Annotated in this window: 15 protein-coding genes; 8 read left to right on the top strand and 7 right to left on the bottom strand. The window is 73.8% G+C overall.

Features of this window, described 5'->3' with window-relative positions; translation table 11 throughout:
- Positions 1-512: 512 nt before the first annotated feature.
- Positions 513-2,861 carry a HelD family protein gene (locus tag ACZ6RT_RS02990; protein ID WP_470152058.1) on the bottom strand — a complete coding sequence of 783 codons (2,349 nt, stop codon included), beginning with the start codon at positions 2,859-2,861 and terminating at the stop codon, positions 513-515.
- Positions 2,862-3,098: 237 nt separating this feature from the next.
- Between ACZ6RT_RS02990 and ACZ6RT_RS02985 the strand changes: the two genes are divergently transcribed.
- The 3 genes from ACZ6RT_RS02985 to ACZ6RT_RS02975 all read left to right on the top strand — a co-directional run bounded on the left by ACZ6RT_RS02985 (position 3,099) and on the right by ACZ6RT_RS02975 (position 6,702).
- Positions 3,099-4,388 (top strand): ROK family transcriptional regulator, encoded by a 1,290-nt coding sequence (locus tag ACZ6RT_RS02985; RefSeq protein WP_470152057.1) that lies wholly within the window; start codon positions 3,099-3,101, stop codon positions 4,386-4,388.
- A gap of 86 nt (positions 4,389-4,474) precedes the next feature.
- Entirely contained in the window at positions 4,475-5,734 is a 1,260-nt protein-coding gene (locus tag ACZ6RT_RS02980; protein WP_470152056.1) for a 6-phospho-beta-glucosidase, read from the top strand.
- Entirely contained in the window at positions 5,731-6,702 is a 972-nt protein-coding gene (locus tag ACZ6RT_RS02975) for an N-acetylglucosamine kinase (RefSeq protein ID WP_399188713.1), read from the top strand. The genes ACZ6RT_RS02980 and ACZ6RT_RS02975 overlap by 4 nt, the downstream gene beginning before the upstream one ends.
- A gap of 65 nt (positions 6,703-6,767) precedes the next feature.
- On the opposite strand, the gene ACZ6RT_RS02970 is transcribed toward ACZ6RT_RS02975, so the two are convergent.
- Positions 6,768-8,156: a PLP-dependent aminotransferase family protein gene (locus ACZ6RT_RS02970; protein ID WP_399188711.1), complete on the bottom strand. Its 1,389-nt coding sequence runs from the start codon at positions 8,154-8,156 to the stop codon at positions 6,768-6,770.
- A gap of 25 nt (positions 8,157-8,181) precedes the next feature.
- On the opposite strand from ACZ6RT_RS02970, the gene ACZ6RT_RS02965 reads away from it, so the two are divergent.
- Positions 8,182-9,417 (top strand): aminotransferase class V-fold PLP-dependent enzyme, encoded by a 1,236-nt coding sequence (locus ACZ6RT_RS02965; protein ID WP_470152055.1) that lies wholly within the window; start codon positions 8,182-8,184, stop codon positions 9,415-9,417.
- Here the strand turns inward: ACZ6RT_RS02965 and ACZ6RT_RS02960 are convergent.
- Positions 9,372-10,337, bottom strand: a complete 966-nt coding sequence (locus tag ACZ6RT_RS02960; RefSeq protein WP_470152054.1) for a LysR family transcriptional regulator — start codon at positions 10,335-10,337, stop codon at positions 9,372-9,374. The two genes, ACZ6RT_RS02965 and ACZ6RT_RS02960, sit on opposite strands and share 46 nt — an antisense overlap.
- A 259-nt stretch (positions 10,338-10,596) precedes the next feature.
- Between ACZ6RT_RS02960 and ACZ6RT_RS02955 the strand changes: the two genes are divergently transcribed.
- Complete coding sequence (locus ACZ6RT_RS02955) at positions 10,597-11,655, top strand: SDR family oxidoreductase (RefSeq protein WP_399188705.1); 1,059 nt, start codon at positions 10,597-10,599, stop codon at positions 11,653-11,655.
- Here ACZ6RT_RS02955 and ACZ6RT_RS02950 read toward each other — a convergent pair.
- A complete protein-coding gene (locus ACZ6RT_RS02950; protein WP_470152053.1) occupies positions 11,645-12,121 on the bottom strand; it encodes an Lrp/AsnC family transcriptional regulator in 477 nt (158 codons plus the stop codon). The genes ACZ6RT_RS02955 and ACZ6RT_RS02950 overlap by 11 nt on opposite strands.
- Positions 12,122-12,215: 94 nt before the next feature.
- Here ACZ6RT_RS02950 and ACZ6RT_RS02945 point away from each other — a divergent pair, with 94 nt between their 5' ends.
- The 3 genes from ACZ6RT_RS02945 (at position 12,216) to ACZ6RT_RS02935 (ending at position 13,836) form a co-directional block, all read left to right on the top strand.
- Positions 12,216-13,091, top strand: coding sequence for an LLM class flavin-dependent oxidoreductase (locus tag ACZ6RT_RS02945; protein WP_470152052.1), 876 nt, complete (start codon positions 12,216-12,218; stop codon positions 13,089-13,091).
- On the top strand, positions 13,081-13,506 hold the full coding sequence (locus ACZ6RT_RS02940; RefSeq protein ID WP_470152051.1) for a nucleoside deaminase: 426 nt from the start codon (positions 13,081-13,083) through the stop codon (positions 13,504-13,506). Before ACZ6RT_RS02945 ends, ACZ6RT_RS02940 begins: the two co-directional genes overlap by 11 nt.
- Before the next feature lie 147 nt (positions 13,507-13,653).
- On the top strand, positions 13,654-13,836 hold the full coding sequence (locus tag ACZ6RT_RS02935) for a hypothetical protein (RefSeq protein WP_470152050.1): 183 nt from the start codon (positions 13,654-13,656) through the stop codon (positions 13,834-13,836).
- Positions 13,837-13,904: 68 nt separating this feature from the next.
- Here ACZ6RT_RS02935 and ACZ6RT_RS02930 read toward each other — a convergent pair whose 3' ends face one another.
- The 3 genes from ACZ6RT_RS02930 to ACZ6RT_RS02920 all read right to left on the bottom strand — a co-directional run bounded on the left by ACZ6RT_RS02930 (position 13,905) and on the right by ACZ6RT_RS02920 (position 17,202).
- Positions 13,905-14,864 carry a nucleoside hydrolase gene (locus tag ACZ6RT_RS02930; RefSeq protein WP_399188695.1) on the bottom strand — a complete coding sequence of 320 codons (960 nt, stop codon included), beginning with the start codon at positions 14,862-14,864 and terminating at the stop codon, positions 13,905-13,907.
- A 66-nt stretch (positions 14,865-14,930) separates the two neighbouring features.
- Positions 14,931-15,407: an Lrp/AsnC family transcriptional regulator gene (locus tag ACZ6RT_RS02925; RefSeq protein WP_399188693.1), complete on the bottom strand. Its 477-nt coding sequence runs from the start codon at positions 15,405-15,407 to the stop codon at positions 14,931-14,933.
- A 46-nt stretch (positions 15,408-15,453) separates the two neighbouring features.
- Positions 15,454-17,202: a sensor histidine kinase gene (locus tag ACZ6RT_RS02920; RefSeq protein WP_470152049.1), complete on the bottom strand. Its 1,749-nt coding sequence runs from the start codon at positions 17,200-17,202 to the stop codon at positions 15,454-15,456.
- Between the last annotated feature and the right edge of the window lie 50 nt (positions 17,203-17,252).

The raw sequence follows: 17,252 nt of genomic DNA, 5'->3' as shown, positions 1-17,252 counted from the left end.
CTACAGCTTCCCCCTCCCCCCCCCCCCCCCCTCCCCCCTCCCCCCCCCCCCCCCCCCCCCCCCCCCCCCCCCCCCCCCCCCCCCCCCCCCCCCCCTCCCCACCCCCCCCCCCCCCCCCCCCCCCCCCCCCCCCCCCCCCCCCGACGCTTGCGGCGCTCGCACGGGAGCGGGAAGAGAGCCCGGGCGACCCTTCGGACCGGTTCCGTCCCGTCGGCGGCGGGCGCGGATTGCCGTTGTCTACTGGGTGCCCGGACTCCTCCTGGGTCCAACCCCCCGCCCGGAAGGAGTGCCCCGCCTCGACGGACTGCCGGTCCTGCGCCTGGCTGTACGGACGGGCGTGACCCCGTCACGGGCGCAGGAGACGGCGATGTCGAAAGGCGGCCGACCGGCCAGTCCCGTGCTGGACTGGGCAGCAAACTACCGAGCCCAGCGCAGATGTCAACCGTGTCACTAACAGCGGAAACATCAAGTTTTCGCAGCTGGGACATGATCGACGAGAGCCGTCAATGGTCTCATGTGATCCGATGTCCCTCAAGTCGAGCGAGGGCGGCGGGAAGCGGGCCGTCGTGCACCACGCCAAGGCGCCGGGTCGCACGGGTCAGCGCCACGTAAAGGTCGCTGGCCCCGCGCGGCGACTCGCCCAGGATGAGCTCCGGTTCGACCACGATGACCGCGTCGAACTCCAGGCCCTTGGCCTCGGCGACGGTCAGCACCGCCACCTGCGCGTCCAGCGCGGCGGACCCCGGCCCGGCGACCGCCCCCTCGACCGAGGCCGTCACGACCTCGCCGAACTCGGCGGCCCGCGACTCCGGGACGATCACGACGAGACGGCCGCCCTCGACGATCTCGGCCTTGACCCGCTCGCCCAGCGAGGACGTCGGGGAGGCCGCCCAGGGATGCGTCCCGGTCTCCCTGACCGAGGTCGGGGCGGTCAGTTCCGGGCCGACCAGGGTGAGCACGTCGGCGGCCACGGCCATCAGCTCGGCCGGGGTGCGGTAGTTGACGGTGAGGGTCTCCTCGCGCCAGCGCCCGGCCACGTACGGGTCCAGGACCGCCCCCCAGGAGCGGGCCCCGGCCGACGCGCCGGTCTGGGCCAGGTCGCCGACGATCGTCATGGACCGGGTCGGGCAGCGCCGCATGAGCATCCGCCAGTCCATCGCCGACAGCTCCTGCGCCTCGTCCACGATCACGTGGCCGAAGGCCCAGGTGCGGTCGGCCGCGGCGCGCTCGGCCGTGGTCAGGAAGACGTCGTCGCCGAGGTGGCGGGCGGCGAAGCGTTCGGCGTCCATGATGTCGGACAGCCCGGTCAGCTCCAGCACCTCCTTGGCGTAGGCGAGCTGGTGCTGCCGCTCGTCGAGCGCGGCGGCGCGCCGGGCGGCCTGCTCCTCCTCGGCCATCCAGGCACCGGCCCGCAGCACCGCGGGGTCGATGTCGCCGAGCAGCTCGGCCGCCTCGTCCAGCAGCGGCACGTCGGACTCTGCCCACCAGTTCTCCCCCTGGCGGGGCGGCTCGCGCAGCAGCAGCGCCCGCTCGGCCTCGTCGAACTCGGCGGCGGCGTGCTCCAGGCGCTCGGGGGAGGTGAACAGCCCGATCAGCAGCTGCTGCGGGGTGACGTAGGGCCACAGCCGGTTCAGCGCGGCCTTGACGGGCCTTTCGGTACGCAGGTCCTCGCGGATGTCGGCCAGCTCGTCGTCGTCGATCATGCCCTTGCCGAGCAGCCGGGCCGCCTGGCGGGCGAGCGCGTTGAGCAGGTGCCGGACGAAGACCGCGCGGGCCTCGTTGTGCGCCCGCTTGGAGCGGGCGGCCCGGTTGCGGGCCGCCTCCAGGACGCTGCCCTCCAGCCGGAGCGTGTAGCGGTCGAGCTTGATCTCCAGCGGCTTGCGCGGCACCCGCTGCCGCTCGCGCACGGCCCGCGCGACGACCTGGGCCATCCGGGCGTCGCCCTTGAGCGCGGCCGTCTCGGGACGCTCCCTGCGGCCGGGGACGACCCCCGGGTAGAGCTCGGAGACGGTCGACAGCAGCACGTCGGTCTCGCCCAGGGAGGGCAGCACCTGCTCGATGTAGCGCAGGAAGGTCAGGTTGGGCCCCAGGATGAGCACGCCCCTGCGGGCCAGCTTCTCCCGGTGGGTGTAGAGCAGGTAGGCGGCCCGGTGCAGCGCGACCACGGTCTTGCCGGTGCCGGGGCCGCCCTGGACGACCAGCACGCCGTTCAGGTCGGAGCGGATGATGCGGTCCTGCTCGGACTGGATGGTGGCCACGATGTCGCGCATCCGCCCGGTGCGCCGGGCGGCCAGCGACGCCAGCAGCGCGGCCTCGCCGTTGAGGGTGGCCGCGGCCTCGTCGGTGAGGCCGTCGAGGTCCAGCAGGTCGTCGTCGATCCCGATCACCTTGCGGCCCTTGGTCTGCAGGTGACGGCGGCGGGTGACGCCCATCGAGGCCGCGGGGGTGGCGCCGTAGAAGGGCTGCGCCACCGGGGCCCGCCAGTCGATCAGCAGGCGCCGCTGGTCGTCGTCGGCCATGCCGATCCGGCCGATGTAGAGGGAGGTGGCGTCGGCGTTGTCGAGCCTGCCGAAGCACAGGCCGTTCTCGACCGCCCACAGGCGGCCCAGGCGTTCGGCGTACATCCCGGCGAAGCTGTCGCGCTCGGAGCGGTTCTGGTGGGTGCCACCGCTGCCGCCCTGGGCCAGGACGCCGTCCAGCTGCCGCTGGGTGCGTTCACGCAGCAGGTCGAGCCGCCGGTAGAGCCCGGAGACGTACTCCTGCTCCCTGGCCAGCTCGATTTGACGGGTTGCCGTCGCTCCGTTATCGTTGCTAGTAATGGGACACTCCGGGCCATTCTGCTGGTTGTTATGACAAACCACTACCCTAGCAGGTCCGTCGAGAAGTTTACCCACCCCTCCGCCGTCACAGCTTGATTGCGGCGCCCCCTGCCCGCTTGACGGGAATCCGTAGGGTTCCTTAGATTCTCCTCAAGTTAGGAAACTTTCCTAACTTGAGCGCATCGGCACTCGGGCGCACCGGCCGGCGCCGGGACGCGCCGCGTGCCCGGGCCGCCGGACGCGGGAGCTCCCTCGTGGATCCCGGAACGCGGAGGATCAGTGAACCAGCCGACGCCGGGCACCCCCAGCCTGCTGCGCGCCATCAACGACCGCGCCGCGCTGCGGGCGCTGCTGGAGCGCGGCCCGCTGACCCGCCCGGAGATCGGCGCCCTGACCGGCCTGTCCAAGCCCACCGCCTCCCAGCTGCTGATCCGCCTGCAGGAGGCCGGCCTGGTCGTGCTCGACGGCATCCGCGAGGGGCTGCCGGGCCGTACCGCCGAGGTCTACCGGCTCAACCCCGACGCCGCGCACGTCGCCGCGCTGGACGTCAAGCGCGCGGGCATCGACGTCAGGATCGCCGACATCACCGGCACCGTGGTCGGCGAGCACCACCTGCCCACCCCGGGCCGTTCCGGTGGCGACGCCGTCGAGCGCGTCCGCGCCGCGCTGCAGGGCGCCGGCGCCAGGCTCGCGACCGCGCCGGCGTCGGCGGCGACCGCGGCGGCGCCCGCGACGACCGCGGCCTCGACGGTGACGGCCGCGGCCTCGACGGTGACGGCCGCGACGATCAGGTGCGCGGTCATCGGCGTGGAGGGGGCGATCGACCCCGGCACCGGCCGGCTGGCCTACGCCACCCGCAAGGACATGCCCGGCTGGCAGATCCCCGACCTGGTCCGCACGCTGGGCGACGGCCTGGGCGTGCCGGTCGCCGTCGAGAACAACGTCAACCTCGTCGCTCAGGCCGAGCAGGCGCACGGCGCGGGCCGGGGCCACCGGGACTTCGTGCTGCTCTGGGCCGACGAGGGGCTCGGCTCGGCCCTGGTGCTCGGCGGCCGGCTGCACCGGGGCGCCACCGGCGGCGCCGGCGAGGTCGGCTACATGCCCACCCCGGGCGCGCCGACCGCCAGGGAGACCGGCCGCTACGCCAACCACGGCTACCAGGCCCTCACCGGCGGCCCCGCGGTCCTGAAGATCCTCAGGTCGTACGGGGTGCGCGGGACCGGCCCGGCGCAGGCCGTGCGGAACGCGGTGCGGACCGCGGCCTCCACCGGCTCCCGCGCCGACGACGCCCGCGCCGGGCTGCGCGACGTCGCCTCCCGGCTGGCCGTCGGGCTGGCCGCGATCACCTCCGTCGTCGACCCCGAGATCATCGTGCTGACCGGCGGGACCCTGCTGGCCGGCGGCGACACCCTGCGCGGGCTCGTCGAGCACGAGCTGCACGCGCTGACCATCCCCCGGCCACCGCTGGTGCTGTCGACCGTCGAGGGCAACCCCGTCCTCGCCGGCGCGCTCGACCTCGCCCTGGCCACCGCCCGCGAAGAGGTCTTCGGCTCCACCGTCCCGTCCTGACCCCCATCTTCACAGGAGGCAGCCGTCGTGCACCGCCATCGTCCGCAGGGTCCTCATCGAGGGCGTCACGCCGAAGGAGTGAACAGGTGAAACTCGCCGTTGTCGGGGGCGGCTCGACGTACACGCCGGAGCTGGTCGACGGTTTCGCGCGGCTGCGCGACGAGCTGCCGTTGACCGAGATCGCACTGGTCGACCCGGACGTGCGCCGGCTGGACCTGGTCGCCGGGATGGCCCGGCGGATGCTGGCGCGGGCCGGGCATCCGGCCGCGGTCGTCGCGACCACGTCGGTCGAGGAGGGCGTCGTCGGGGCGGGTGCCGTGCTGCTGCAGTTGCGCGTCGGCGGCCAGGCCGCGCGCGACGTGGACGAGACGCTGCCGCTGGAGTGCGGCTGCGTCGGGCAGGAGACGACCGGCGCGGGCGGGCTGGCCAAGGCGCTGCGCACGGTACCGGTGGTGCTGGACATCGCCGAGAAGGTCGCGCGGCACGCGCCGGACGCCTGGATCGTCGACTTCACCAACCCGGTCGGCATCGTCACCAGGGCGCTGCTGGAGGCCGGGCACCGGGCCATCGGGCTGTGCAACGTGGCCATCGGCTTCCAGCGCCGCTTCGCCGCGAACCTGGGCGTCGACCCCGGGCGGATCTCCCTCGACCACGTCGGCCTGAACCACCTCACCTGGGAGCGGGCCGTCCGCCTGGACGGGCGGGACGTGCTGCCGGAACTGCTGGAGAGCCACGGCGAGAAGATCGCCGCGGACGTCGGCCTGCCCGCCGCGCTGATCCGCAGGCTGGGCGTGGTCCCCTCCTACTACCTGCGCTACTTCTACGAGCACGACCAGGTGGTGGCCGAGCAGCGCGTCAAGCCCTCGCGCGCGGCCGAGGTCGCGGCGATGGAGACCGAGCTGCTGAGGCTGTACGCCGACCCGGCCGTCGACACCAAGCCCGAGCTGCTGGACAGGCGCGGCGGCGCGTTCTACTCGGAGGCGGCGGTGGCGCTGATCGCCTCGCTGGTGGGCGACCGCGGCGACACCCAGGTCGTCAACCTGCGCAACGACGGCACGCTGCCGTTCCTGCCCGACGAGGCGGTCATCGAGGTCCCCGCCACGGTCACCGCGGCGGGCGCGGCCGCGCTGCCGGTGGAGCCGGTGGAACCGCTCTTCGCCGGGCTGATCGCGCACGTCACCGCGTACGAGACGCTGGCGCTGGAGGCGGCGCTGCACGGCGGCGAGGAGCGGGTCGCCGACGCGCTGCTGGCGCACCCGCTGGTCGGGCAGGCCTCGCTCTCCGGCGACCTGGCGCGGCGCCTGATCGAGGCCAACCTCGCCCACCTGCCCTGGGCGGCCGCGTGAGGACGACACTGGCCGTCGACGGGGGCAACAGCAAGACCGACGTCGTGCTGGTCGGCGAGGACGGCTCGGTGCTGGCCACCGGGCGCGGCGCCGCGTTCCAGCCGCAGACCGTCGGGGTGGCGCGCGCGATCGACGTGATCGGCGACGCGGTGCGCTCGGCGCTGGGCCCGCGGGCGGCCCCTCCCTACGCCGACCACGTGGCCGCCTACGTGGCGGGCGCGGACCTGCCGGTCGAGGAGGAGGCGCTGCGCGCGGAGATCCTCTCGCGCGGGTACGGCCGGCGGGTGACCGTCGGCAACGACACCTTCGCGCTGCTGCGCGCCGGGGCCTCCGGGCCCGCGGGCGTGGCCGTGGTGTGCGGGGCGGGCATCAACGCGGTGGCGGTCTCCCCCTCGGGAGGGGTGGCGCGGTATCCGGCGCTGGGACGGCTCACCGGCGACTGGGGAGGCGGGCTCGGGCTCGGCGAGGAGACGCTCTGGCACGCCGTGCGCGCCGAGGACGGCCGGGGCCCGGCCACCGCGCTGGCCCCCGCGGTCCGCGAGCACTTCGGCACCCGCACGGTCGAGGAGGTGTCCCTGGCCGTCCACTTCGGCGAGCTGGCCTACGGCAGGCTGAACGAGCTGGCGCCGGTGCTGATGGCGGTCGCCGCCACGGGCGACGAGGTGGCCCGCTCCCTGGTGTCCCGGATGGCCGAGGAGGTGGTGGTGCTCGCGGAGGTCGCGCTGCGCCGCCTGGACCTGCTGGGCGTCCCGACGGAGGTGGTCCTGGGCGGCGGCGTGCTCACCGCCCGCGACCCGCTCATGAGCGAGCTGCTGGAACGGGGCTTCGCCGAGCGGGCCCCGCAGGCCAAGCTGATCGTCGCCGACGTCCCGCCCGTCATGGGCGCCGCACTGCTGGGCCTGGACGCCCTGGGCGCCGGCGAGGAGGCCAGGGCCCGGCTGCGGGCGCACTTCCGCACCCCGACCTGACGGGCGGCGGACCTGCTCCCGGGGACGGCCCCGTGCGGGAAGCGGGCCCGCGCGGGAAGGCCGGGTCAGACGTGCCGCAGCCGGTGCGCGGCCTCCGCCAGCTCGGTGAGGTCGCCCGCGGCCGCGAACCCCAGCCGCAGGAAGGCCCCGGGCGGTTCGGCGGCGAAGTACCGGCGGCCGGCGCTGACGGCGACTCCGTGCCTGCGGGCGGCACCGGCGACCACGGTGTCGTCGGCGCCGGCCGGCAGGCGGACCCACAGGTGCAGCCCGCCCGCGGGGAGCCGGGTGACGGTCCAGTCCGACCGCTCGCGCGCGACGGCGGCGGCCAGCTCCGCGCAGCGTTCCCGCAGCGCCCCGGCCAGCGCGCGGAGGTGCCGCTCCCAGGCCGGTGAGCTGAGCAGCTCCAGGGCGGTCTCCTGCAGCGGGCGGGTGACGAAGAAGTCGTCGACCATCCGGATCGCCCTCATCCGCTCCATCACCGGCCCGCGGGCCGCCAGCGCCCCGATGCGCAGGCTGGGCGCCGCGGGCTTGGTGAGGGAGGTCAGGTGGACGACCGTGCCGTCGCGGTCGTCGGCCACCAGCGGCCGGGGCGCCTGGCCGCCGTGGCCGAGGTGGCGGGCGAAGTCGTCCTCGACGACGAAGGCGCCGGCGGCCCTGGCCACCTCGACGACCTGGCCGCGTCGCTCGGGGGCCAGCACGATGCCGGTCGGGTTGTGATGGGTGGGCTGGCAGTAGAACACCCGCGCGCCGGTCATGGCGAACGCCTCGGCCAGCAGGTCGGGCCGCACCCCCTCGTCGTCCATGGGAACGGGGACGGGGCGCAGACCGGCGGCCCTGGCGGCGGCCAGCGCGCCCGGGTAGGTGGGCGACTCCACCAGGATCGGGCTGCCCGGACCGGCGATGGCCCGGAACGCCATGGACAGGCCGCTCTGCCCTCCCGCGGTGACCAGCACGTCGTCCGGCGTCATGCCGCCGCCGGCCATGCCGGCGAACACGGCCCTCAGTGAGGCCAGGCCGTTCGCCGGGGCGCGGTCCCAGGCGTCGGGACGGCGCCCCGCGCGCGCCAGCGCCGCGCTCAGCGGCCGGGTGGACTGCAGCGACCGGTGCAGGTAACCCCCGTCCAGCATCATCGTCCCCTCGCCGGGCGGCCCGAGCGCGTCGGTGAGCGGGGCGGTGTCGACGGCGCGGTCGGCGAGCGCGACCGTCTGCCAGACCGTGTCGGCGGCCCCGGCCTGCCTGCGGCTGCGCGGCGCCACGAAGGTGCCGCTGCCCGGACGGGTCACCACGACGCCCTCGGCGGCCAGCGTGGCGATCGCGCGGGAGACCGTCCCCGGGCCGACGTGGTGGCGCCGGGTCAGCTCCCGGCTGCTCGGCAGGCGGTCCCCGGGCGACATCCCGGCCAGCAGCTCCCGGAGGCTGGTCTCCAACGCTTCGGAAGTGCTACCGTCTTTCATGAGAGATCACAGTAGCACTTCTGGAATGAGCCGGGAATCGCTACCGGACGTCGCGGCACTGCGGGCCGACACCCCCGGCTGCGAGCAGGTCGTCCACTTCAACAACGCCGGCTGCGGTCTGCTGGCCGCGCCGGTGCTGGCCACGATGGTCGACCACCTGAACCTGGAGGCGCGGATCGGCGGCTACGAGGCCTCGGCCGCCCGCGAGGAGGAGGTGCGCGGGTTCTACACGGAGATCGCCGCCCTGATCAACTGCGAGCCCGGCAACGTCGCCTTCGCCGGCAGCGCCACCCACGCCTTCGCCACCGCCCTGTCCGCGATCCCGTTCCGGGCCGGCGACGTCATCCTCACCACCCGCAACGACTTCATCTCCAACCAGATCGCCTTCCTGTCGCTGCGCAAGCGGTTCGGCGTGGAGATCGTGCACGCGCCCGACGCGCCCGAGGGCGGGGTCGACGTGGCGGCGATGGCCGCGCTGATGCGGGCCCGCCGTCCCCGGCTGGTGACCGCCACCCACATCCCCACCAACTCCGGCCTGGTGCAGCCCGTCGCCGAGATCGGCCGGCACTGCCGCGAGCTGGACCTGCTGTACATGGTCGACGCCTGCCAGTCGGTGGGGCAGTACCCGGTCGACGTGGCCGAGATCGGCTGCGACCTGCTGACCGCCACCTGCCGCAAGTTCCTGCGCGGCCCGCGCGGCTCGGGCTTCCTGTACGTGTCCGACCGCGTCCTGCGCGCCGGGTACGAGCCGCTGTTCATCGACATGCACGGCGCCCGCTGGGTCGAGCCCGGCCGCTACCGGCCCGTCGAGTCCGCGGCCCGGTTCGAGGAGTGGGAGTTCCCCTACGCGACCGTGCTCGGCTGCGCCGCCGCCGCGCGCTACGCCCTCCGGGTCGGTGTCGACGCCATCGCGGACCGCTCCCCCACACTCGCCGCCCGGTTGCGCACCGGCCTGGACGCCGTCCCCGGGGTGCGGACGCTGGACCGCGGCCCGCGGCTGGGCGCCATCGTCACCTTCTCCGCCGAGGGGTGGGAGCCGCGGCCGTTCAAGGCGGCGATGGACGCGCGGCGCGTCAACTCGGCGCTCAGCTTCCGCGAGTTCGCGCAGTTCGACTTCGGTGACAAGGACGTCGACTGGTGCCTGCGGCTGTCACCGCACTACTACAACACCGAGGAGGAGGTGGACCTGGTCGTCGCCGCGGTCGCGGACCTGGCTCAGGCCCGTCCGGGCGGGGCGGGCGGGACGGGCGGCTCGCGGTAGGGGCCGGGCCCGGGCGCGCAGGGGCCGGGCGCGGGAAGGAGCGTGCCGGCCACGCTCTCGGTGAGCACGGCCAAAAAGGCCGCGGCGAGGGTGTCGAGACCGGTGCGCGCGTAGGCGGTGAGGGCCCGGGTGACGGCGGGCCGGGGCCACAGGACGTGGCCCTCGTACCCCCTCGGCAGGATGTTCGAGGGGACCAGGGCGGGTCCCAGGCCGGCGGCGGCCAGGGCCGGGGCCGAGGCCGTCTGCTCGGTGCGCACCGCGATCCTGGGCCGGAACCCGGCCTGCGCGCAGGCGTGGTCCAGCACCTCGGACAGGCCGTTGCCGGGGGCGTAGTGGACCCAGCGGCGGTCGCGGAGGTCCTCCAGGTCCACCTCGCGGGCCCCGCCCGTCGCGAGGGGGTCACCGGGCGGGACGGTCACGACGAACTCCTCGCATCCGAGCTCGTGCACGGGTCCCGGCCAGGGGGCGGGCCTGGGGCCGACGGCGAGGTCGGCCTGCCCGCTCGCCATCGCCTCGGCCAGTTCCTCCGTGTGGTGGTGCTCGAAGAGCCTGACGTCGACCTCGGGGTGGAGCCGGTTCCAGGCGCGCAGCGCGCCGGGCAGCACGCCCAGGCCGACCGAGCAGACCGTGGCCAGCCGCAGCTCTCCCCCGGCCAGCCCGGTCGCCTGACGCACGGCGCAGAGGGCTCCGGTCACGTCGGCCAGGGCGGCCCGCGCGTAGGGCAGCATCGCGCGCCCGGCCGGCGTGAGGTGGACGGCCCTGGGCAGCCGTTCGAGCAGGCGCGCACCGGCCGCCCGCTCCAGCGCCTGGATCTGGTGCGACAGGGCGGGCTGGGTGACGTGGAGAATCTCCGCGGCCCGCGTGAAGGAGCCGTGGTCGACGACCGCCACCAGGTACTCCAGTTGCCGCAGGCTCAGCATGCACAGAAGTTATCACGACCGCAAAAATCATGAACTGTCGTCATATGTGAGGCCGGACGGCACCCGGCGCGCACGGCGTCCCGGCCGCGGCACCTCCCATAGAAGATTTTCATGGACGGCACAAGGAACATCACTTGGACTCATGGCACCCGGATGGCGCAGGATCGAGCCCGTACCACCGGTGACGGGCCTGTCAGGGGGACGCGGCCCGCGCCGGACGTCCCGTACGGATCACTCGTACAGATCAGGAGAGGATCCCATGAGCACCCAGAGCAAGGTCGCTCTCGTCGTCGGCGCCCAGGGAGTGATCGGCCGCAACCTGGTCGAGCACCTCGCGGCGCTGGGCGACTGGGAGGTGATCGGCCTGTCGCGCCGCGGCGGGGAGAACGCGGGGCGGGTCAGGCACGTCCGGGTCGACCTGCTCGACCGGGACGACTGCGCCGGGGCGCTCGGCGGGCTCACCGAGGTGACCCACGTCTTCTACGCCGCCTACCAGGACCGCCCGACGTGGGCCGAGCTCGTGGCTCCCAACCTCGCGATGCTGGTCAACGTCGTCGACGCGATCGAGCCGGTGGCGCCCGGCCTGCGGCACGTCAGCCTGATGCAGGGGTACAAGGTCTACGGCGCGCACCTGGGCCCGTTCAAGACCCCGGCGCGCGAGAGCGACCCGCGCCACATGCCGCCGGAGTTCAACGTCGACCAGGAGGACTTCCTGCGGGAGCGGCAGCGGGGCTCGGGGTGGACGTGGAGCGCGATCCGCCCGTCCGTGGTGTGCGGCTTCGCCCTCGGCAACCCGATGAACCTGGCCATGGTGATCGCCGTGTACGGCGCGATCTCCAAGGAGCTGGGCCTGCCGCTGCGCTTCCCCGGCAGGCCGGGGGCCTACGACACGCTGCTGGAGATGACCGACGCGGGGCTGCTGGCCAGGGCGACCGTCTGGGCGGCGACCGAGGAGCGCTGCGCCAACCAGGCGTTCAACGTCAACAACGGTGACCTCTTCCGCTGGAACGACATGTGGCCGAGGATCGCGCGCTTCTTCGACCTGGAGACGGCTCCCCCGCTGCCGATGTCGCTCGACGTCGTCATGGCGGACAAGGGGCCGCTGTGGGACTCCATGGTGGAGAAGTACGGGCTGGAGCGGCACTCGTACGAGGAGGTGTCGTCCTGGGCCTTCGGCGACGCCGTGTTCTCCTGGGACTACGACTTCTTCGCCGACGGCTCCAAGGCCCGGCGCCTCGGCTTCCACGAGTACGTCGACACCGAGGCGATGTTCCTGGGCATCCTCGGCGACCTGCGACGGCGCCGGATCATCCCCTGAGCGGTCCTCGGGTGCCGTCGGGCGGGGCCACGGGCCCGCGGTAGGGCAGGGTCCGGCTGTAGACGACGCTGGTGGTGGTGGTGCCGAACCCGGCGAGCTCGTCCATGATCTGTTCCAGGTGGGCCATGGAGCCCGCCGCCACCTTCAGCGTGTAGCAGTCCTCGCCGGTGGTGCGCAGGCACTCGAGGATCTCCGGGCGCTCGCCGAGCAGGCGGCGCAGCGGCTCGTGGCGGCTGCCGGGATACTTCAGGCGCACGACGGCCAGCACGGCGAAACCGACCTTCACCAGGTCGACCTCGGCCCGGTAGCCGGTGATGACACCCAGCGTCTCCAGCCGCCTGACCCGCTCGGTGGTCGCCGAGGCGCCGAGGTTCACCCGCCGTCCCAGCTCGGTGAGGGGGACGCGGCCGTCCCGCTGGAGCTCCCTCAGGATCGACCAGTCGGTCTCGTCGAGATCCTCGGTCATCCCTGCAACATACCGGCAGATCACCGGCGAGAGGCCTCGGATGCCATGGATCATGCCTTCAGGACGGGGAGGCCGCCTGGGTAGGGTTCCTGGCATGCGAATCGGGGTGAACGTACCGAACTTCGGGCCGGGGACGGATCCGGACGTGCTGCGGCGCTGGGCGCGGACCGTGGAGGCCCTCGGCTACGACCTGCTGATGATCTCCGACCACGTCGTGGTGACGCCCGACGTCGCCGAGCAGTACCCGGCTCCGTTCTACGAGCCGTTCACCACGCTCTCCTGGCTGGCCGGTGTCACCGAGCGGGTCATGCTCGGCACCTCGGTGCTCATCGTGCCCTACCGCCACCCCCTGCTGACGGCCCGGATGGCGGCGAACCTCAACCGCATCAGCGGCGGCCGGCTGATCCTCGGCGTGGGCGTCGGCTGGGCGCGCCAGGAGTTCGCCGCACTCGGGGTGCCGTTCGAGCGGCGCGGGCGGCTGACCGACGACCACCTGCGGGCGATGCGCGCCGCCTGGGCGGACGAGGAGGACTACCGCGCCGGGACCATACCGCTCTGGGTCGGCGGGAACGGCGACGCCGGCCTGCGCCGCGCGGTGCGCCTCGGCAAGGCGTGGCACCCGCTGCGGATGACCCTGCCGTGGCTGCGCGGCGCGGTGGACCGGCTGAAGGCCGTCGCGGACGAGCTGGGACGGCCGGTGCCCGCCCTGACCCCCCGCATCGTGCTGCGCCTGACCGACGCGCCGGTCACCGGTCCCGAGCGGCTCGCCGGCGAGGGCACCGCCGAGCAGATCCTCGACGATCTCGAGGAGCTGCGCCTGCTCGGGTCCGAGACCGTCGTGCTCGACCCGTTCGGCTCCGACCCCGCCGAGACCTTCCACCCGCAGACGGCCTGGCGCGCGCTCGCGACCGTGGCCGACCTGTGGCCCCGCACACCCGCCACCCGTGAACGGAGCGACCATGACACCTGAGGACGAGACCTTCCTGCGCAGGGTCGTCGCCCTGGCCGCGCGAGCCCGCGCGACCGGGGACGCCCCCTTCGGATCGCTGCTGGTGGGCCCGGACGGCGACGTGCTGGCCGAGGACCACAACACGGTCACCAGCGACGGCGACATCTCCGCCCATCCCGAGCTGAAGCTCGCCCGGTGGGCCGCCCGCGAGCTGGATCCGGCCACCGCCGCGGCCACCACCATGTACACCAGCTGCCAGCCCTGCCCCATGTGCGAGGGCGCCATCGAACGGTCCGGGCTCGGACGCGTGGTGTACGCGCTGTCCAACGAGCAGCTCGCCGCGCTCAAGCCGGGCGGCGGGTGGCCCCGCGTCCCCCAGGAGGGCCCCGCCCTGTTCGAGGAGGCACGCGTCCCGGTCGAGGGCTTCTACCACTGACCCGGAACCGAGTGCCGGGACTCTCCTTTCCTGTCCGGTGACGGCCGTCCGGGAGGCCGATAGGCTGGCCTCCGATGGAGTCCTGGGGCGCGGGGTCGTACGGAGACCCCTGCCGCGAGTGCGGCTACGACCGGTCCGTGACACCGCGTGAGGCGATACGCCAGGTGGAGGGGTTGCCGGCGCGGTGGGACCCACCACGCCCGGGACGTCGAACGGATCCTGTCCCACCGGGCCGGGTGGGAGGGCACCGGCGAGAGCGGCGTCCCCGGGACCGAATGGGGCGAGCACGTCACCGACGAGGAGTACCACGCCCCTCCCGCCGCCGATTGACCCGCGCACCGGGTCCCGTACGGGAAGGGCGGTGTGCCCGTGCTCGCGCGGCGGCCGGGCGCGGGCGGTCACCCCGCGGGGCCCGGTGGGTCCCCGGCCTCGATCGAGGCCGCCACCCCGGCGTAGACGCCCAGCAGGAGGTCCCAGAAGCGGCCGGCGTCGAGGGACGTGCCGACCAGGGCGTTGGGGGTGCGGCCCCGCGGGGCGAAGTCGGTCACGGTCATCCCCGAGGTGAAGCGGCCGGCCGTCTCGACGTCGACGACGGCGGGGACGAGGGTGATCAGTGACGGGTCGATCAGGTGGGCGATCGCGCAGGCGTCGTGCATCGCGGGGCCGCCGTCGTCGGTGATCGTGCCGTGGAAGCGCACGCACGGGACGAGCAGCCCGCCGCCGAGCCTGCCCATGGTCTCCATCCGCTCCGCCACGGCCCGGGTGACCATCGCGCCGCGGCTCACGTCGAGCCCGATCATGGTCACCGTCCAGCCGGCCCCGAAGACGATCGCGGCCGCCTCGGGGTCGGCGGCGATGTTGAACTCGGCCGCCGGGGAGAAGTTGCCCCGGGTGTACGACCCGCCGAGGATGGTGATCCCCCGCGCCCACTCGGCGACGCGGGGCTCCCTGAGCACGGCGAGCGCCACGTTCGTCAGCGGGCCGATGGCGACCAGCGTCACCTCGCCCGGGTCGGCCCGGAGCGTCTCGACGATGACGTCGGCGGCGTGCCCGTCCGCGGGCGGCAGCGTCGGCGCGGGCAGCAGCGCGCCTCCCAGGCCCGAGCCGCCGTGCACCTCGGCGGCGTTCACCCGGGGGCGCATCAGGGCGCCCGCGCTGCCCGGGGTCACCGGCACGCCGCGGAACCCCAGGAACTCGCGGAGCCGCAGCGCGTTGTCGGTGGTCCTGGCCAGGTCGACGTTGCCGCCGACCGTGGTGATCGCCAGGATCTCCAGGTCGGGGCTCCCGTGGGCGAGAACGAGAGCCAGCGCGTCGTCGATCCCGGGATCGCAGTCAATGATGATCTTTTGGGCGGCCACCCGTTGAGCTTGAATCACCTACCCCCTGTCCGGCAAGTCGGAAATCTCCGGCCGGGGTGGCGGGGGTCAGGGGCGCTCGTCGGGCCTGCCGTCCTCGGGCCCGGCCGGCTCCGGGACCCGGTGCTCGTACGGCGTGCTGAGCACGACCGTCGTGCGGGTGGACACGTTGGCGGCGGAGCGGATCTGGTTCAGCAGCTCCTCCAGCGCGATCGGCGAGGCCACCCGGACCTTGAGGATGTAGCTCTCGTCCCCGGCCACGCTGTGACACGCCTCGATGGCGCTCAGGTGGGCCAGCCGCTCCGGGGCGTCGTCGGCGGCGGCGGGGTCGGTCGGCTTGATGGAGACGAAGGCGGTGAGCGACAGGCCGATGGCGTCGTAGTCGACCAGCGCGGCGTAGCCGCGGAGCACGCCGCGCTTCTCCAGGCGGCGCACCCGCTGGTGCACCGCCGACACCGACAGCCCGGTCTCCCTGGCGAGATCGGTGAAGCTCATCCGGCCGTCTCGGGCCAGCAGCGTGATGATACGGCGGTCGATCTCCTCCATCCGCTACACGGTAACGGCCCCGGGGAGCGCGCGCACCGTCACGGCCTCACGGCCCGGTCCCGGCGGGCACCTCCCGGCCCGCCGCGTCCTGCCCGCCCGCCCCGGGCTCCTCGCCCGCCCCGGGCTCCCCGCTCGCCGTGGGCTTCTCCTCGACCGCGGACCTCTCCTCGGTGGCGGACCTCTCCTCGGTGGCGGACTTCTCCTCGGCGGGCTCCTCCTCGGTGGCGGGCGGCAGCGGCGGGGCCGGCAGCGTGATGATGAAGCGGGCCCCGCCGGTGTGCTCGGTGTCGAGCCGGATCGTGCCGCCGTGCTGTTCCACGATCTTCCTGCAGAGCGCCAGGCCGATGCCGGTGCCCTCGTAGGCGTCCCGCTGGTGCAGCCGCTGGAAGATCACGAAGATCTTGTCGGCGAAGTTGGCGGAGATGCCGATGCCGTTGTCGGTCACGGTCATCCGCCACTCCCCCTCCCCGCCGGGCTCCCGCTCCACGCGTTCGGCCTCGATCCTCACCCGTGGCGCGCGGTCGGGGACGCGGAACTTCAGGGAGTTGCCGATGAGGTTCTGCCAGAGCATCACGAACTGCGTCCGGTCGCCGACGATCACCGGCAGGTCGCCGACCTCCACCTCGGCCCCGGACTCCTCCACCACGGCCGACAGGTTGGCCAGGGCCCTGTCGACCACGTCGTTCAGGTCCATCTCGACGGGTTCCCTGGTGATGCGGCCCACCCGGGAGAAGGTGAGCAGCTCGTTGATGAGCACCTGCATGCGCTTGGCCCCGTCGACGGCGAAGTCGATGTAGGTGTTGGCCCGCTCGTCGAGCTGGGAGGCGTACCGCTGCTGCAGCATCTGGCAGAAGGACGCGATCTTCCTCAGCGGTTCCTGCAGGTCGTGGCTGGCCACGTAGGCGAACTGCTCCAGCTCGGCGTTGGAGCGCTTGAGCTCCTCGGCCTGGGCCGCGACCTGGACCCGCGAGGCCCTGGCCTCCTCCAGCTCGGTGACGATGCGCCGGCGCATGGCCTCCATGTCCCCGGCCAGCTCGGCGAGGTCGGCCGGGCCTCCGGTGTCGACGTGGTGGTCGAAGTCGCCCATGGTGACCCTGCGGGACGCCTCCCGCAGCCGGGTCAGGGGGTTGAACACCGCCATCCTCAGCAGCACCGCCACCGTGATGATGGTGATCAGGAAGGCGGCCAGGATGCCGAAGAAGGTCATGTCCCTGAGCGTGCGGGCGGCGTCCAGCTCGGCGCGGGCCTCGTTCCTGGCCTGGGTCCAGGCGGCGTTCTGGACGTCGAGGGCCTTCCTGACCAGGTCGAAGGAGCGCTTGCTCTCCTCGACCAGCGTCCCGCTCACGCTCTCGGGACCCTTCTCCCTGGCGGTGGCGATCATCGGCTCGGCGTACCGGGCCCGCCAGTCGGCGGCCAGCCCCTCCACGGTGTCGAGTTCCCGCAGCGGCGCGGTCCCCGGCGTCAGTCTCCTGATCTGCGCCGACACCGTGGCCTGCTCCCGGCGCCCGTCGACGTAGGGCTGCAGGAACCCCTCGTTGCCGGTGATGACGAAGCCCCGCATGCCGGTCTCCTGCTCCAGCAGGGTGCCCTGCAGCCGCTCGGCCTGCACCCGGCCCACGGAGATGTGGTCGACGAGGCGGTTGGAGGCCGACGCCGCGTTCTTCAGGACCGTGGCGCCGACGACCGCGGAGATCGCCAGCAGAACGGCCATGGCGAGCAGCACGACGTTGAACCATGTCTGCGCGCTCCAGCGGCTCTGCCGAGACCGGGGGGGAGCAGCTGTCTCGGTGGTCATCGCCCTCTCACTTCACACGGTGTTCCGGCCCTCGGCGTCCGAAGGTCCGA

This window comes from Streptosporangium sp. NPDC050148 (assembly GCF_055586505.1).
Note: the sequence above shows the minus strand (reverse complement) of the source record. Positions and strands in the feature narration are given on the sequence as shown.

Bases quoted from the DNA above. Each gene is read 5' to 3' on its own strand.
- ACZ6RT_RS02970 (WP_399188711.1), bottom strand. From the start codon at position 8,156: ATGAAAGACGGTAGCACTTCCGAAGCGTTGGAGACCAGCCTCCGGGAG.
- ACZ6RT_RS02965 (WP_470152055.1), top strand. From the start codon at position 8,182: ATGAGCCGGGAATCGCTACCGGACGTCGCGGCACTGCGGGCCGACACC.
- ACZ6RT_RS02960 (WP_470152054.1), bottom strand. From the start codon at position 10,337: ATGCTGAGCCTGCGGCAACTGGAGTACCTGGTGGCGGTCGTCGACCAC.
- ACZ6RT_RS02955 (WP_399188705.1), top strand. From the start codon at position 10,597: ATGAGCACCCAGAGCAAGGTCGCTCTCGTCGTCGGCGCCCAGGGAGTG.
- ACZ6RT_RS02950 (WP_470152053.1), bottom strand. From the start codon at position 12,121: ATGACCGAGGATCTCGACGAGACCGACTGGTCGATCCTGAGGGAGCTC.
- ACZ6RT_RS02945 (WP_470152052.1), top strand. From the start codon at position 12,216: ATGCGAATCGGGGTGAACGTACCGAACTTCGGGCCGGGGACGGATCCG.
- ACZ6RT_RS02940 (WP_470152051.1), top strand. From the start codon at position 13,081: ATGACACCTGAGGACGAGACCTTCCTGCGCAGGGTCGTCGCCCTGGCC.
- ACZ6RT_RS02925 (WP_399188693.1), bottom strand. From the start codon at position 15,407: ATGGAGGAGATCGACCGCCGTATCATCACGCTGCTGGCCCGAGACGGC.
- ACZ6RT_RS02920 (WP_470152049.1), bottom strand. From the start codon at position 17,202: ATGACCACCGAGACAGCTGCTCCCCCCCGGTCTCGGCAGAGCCGCTGG.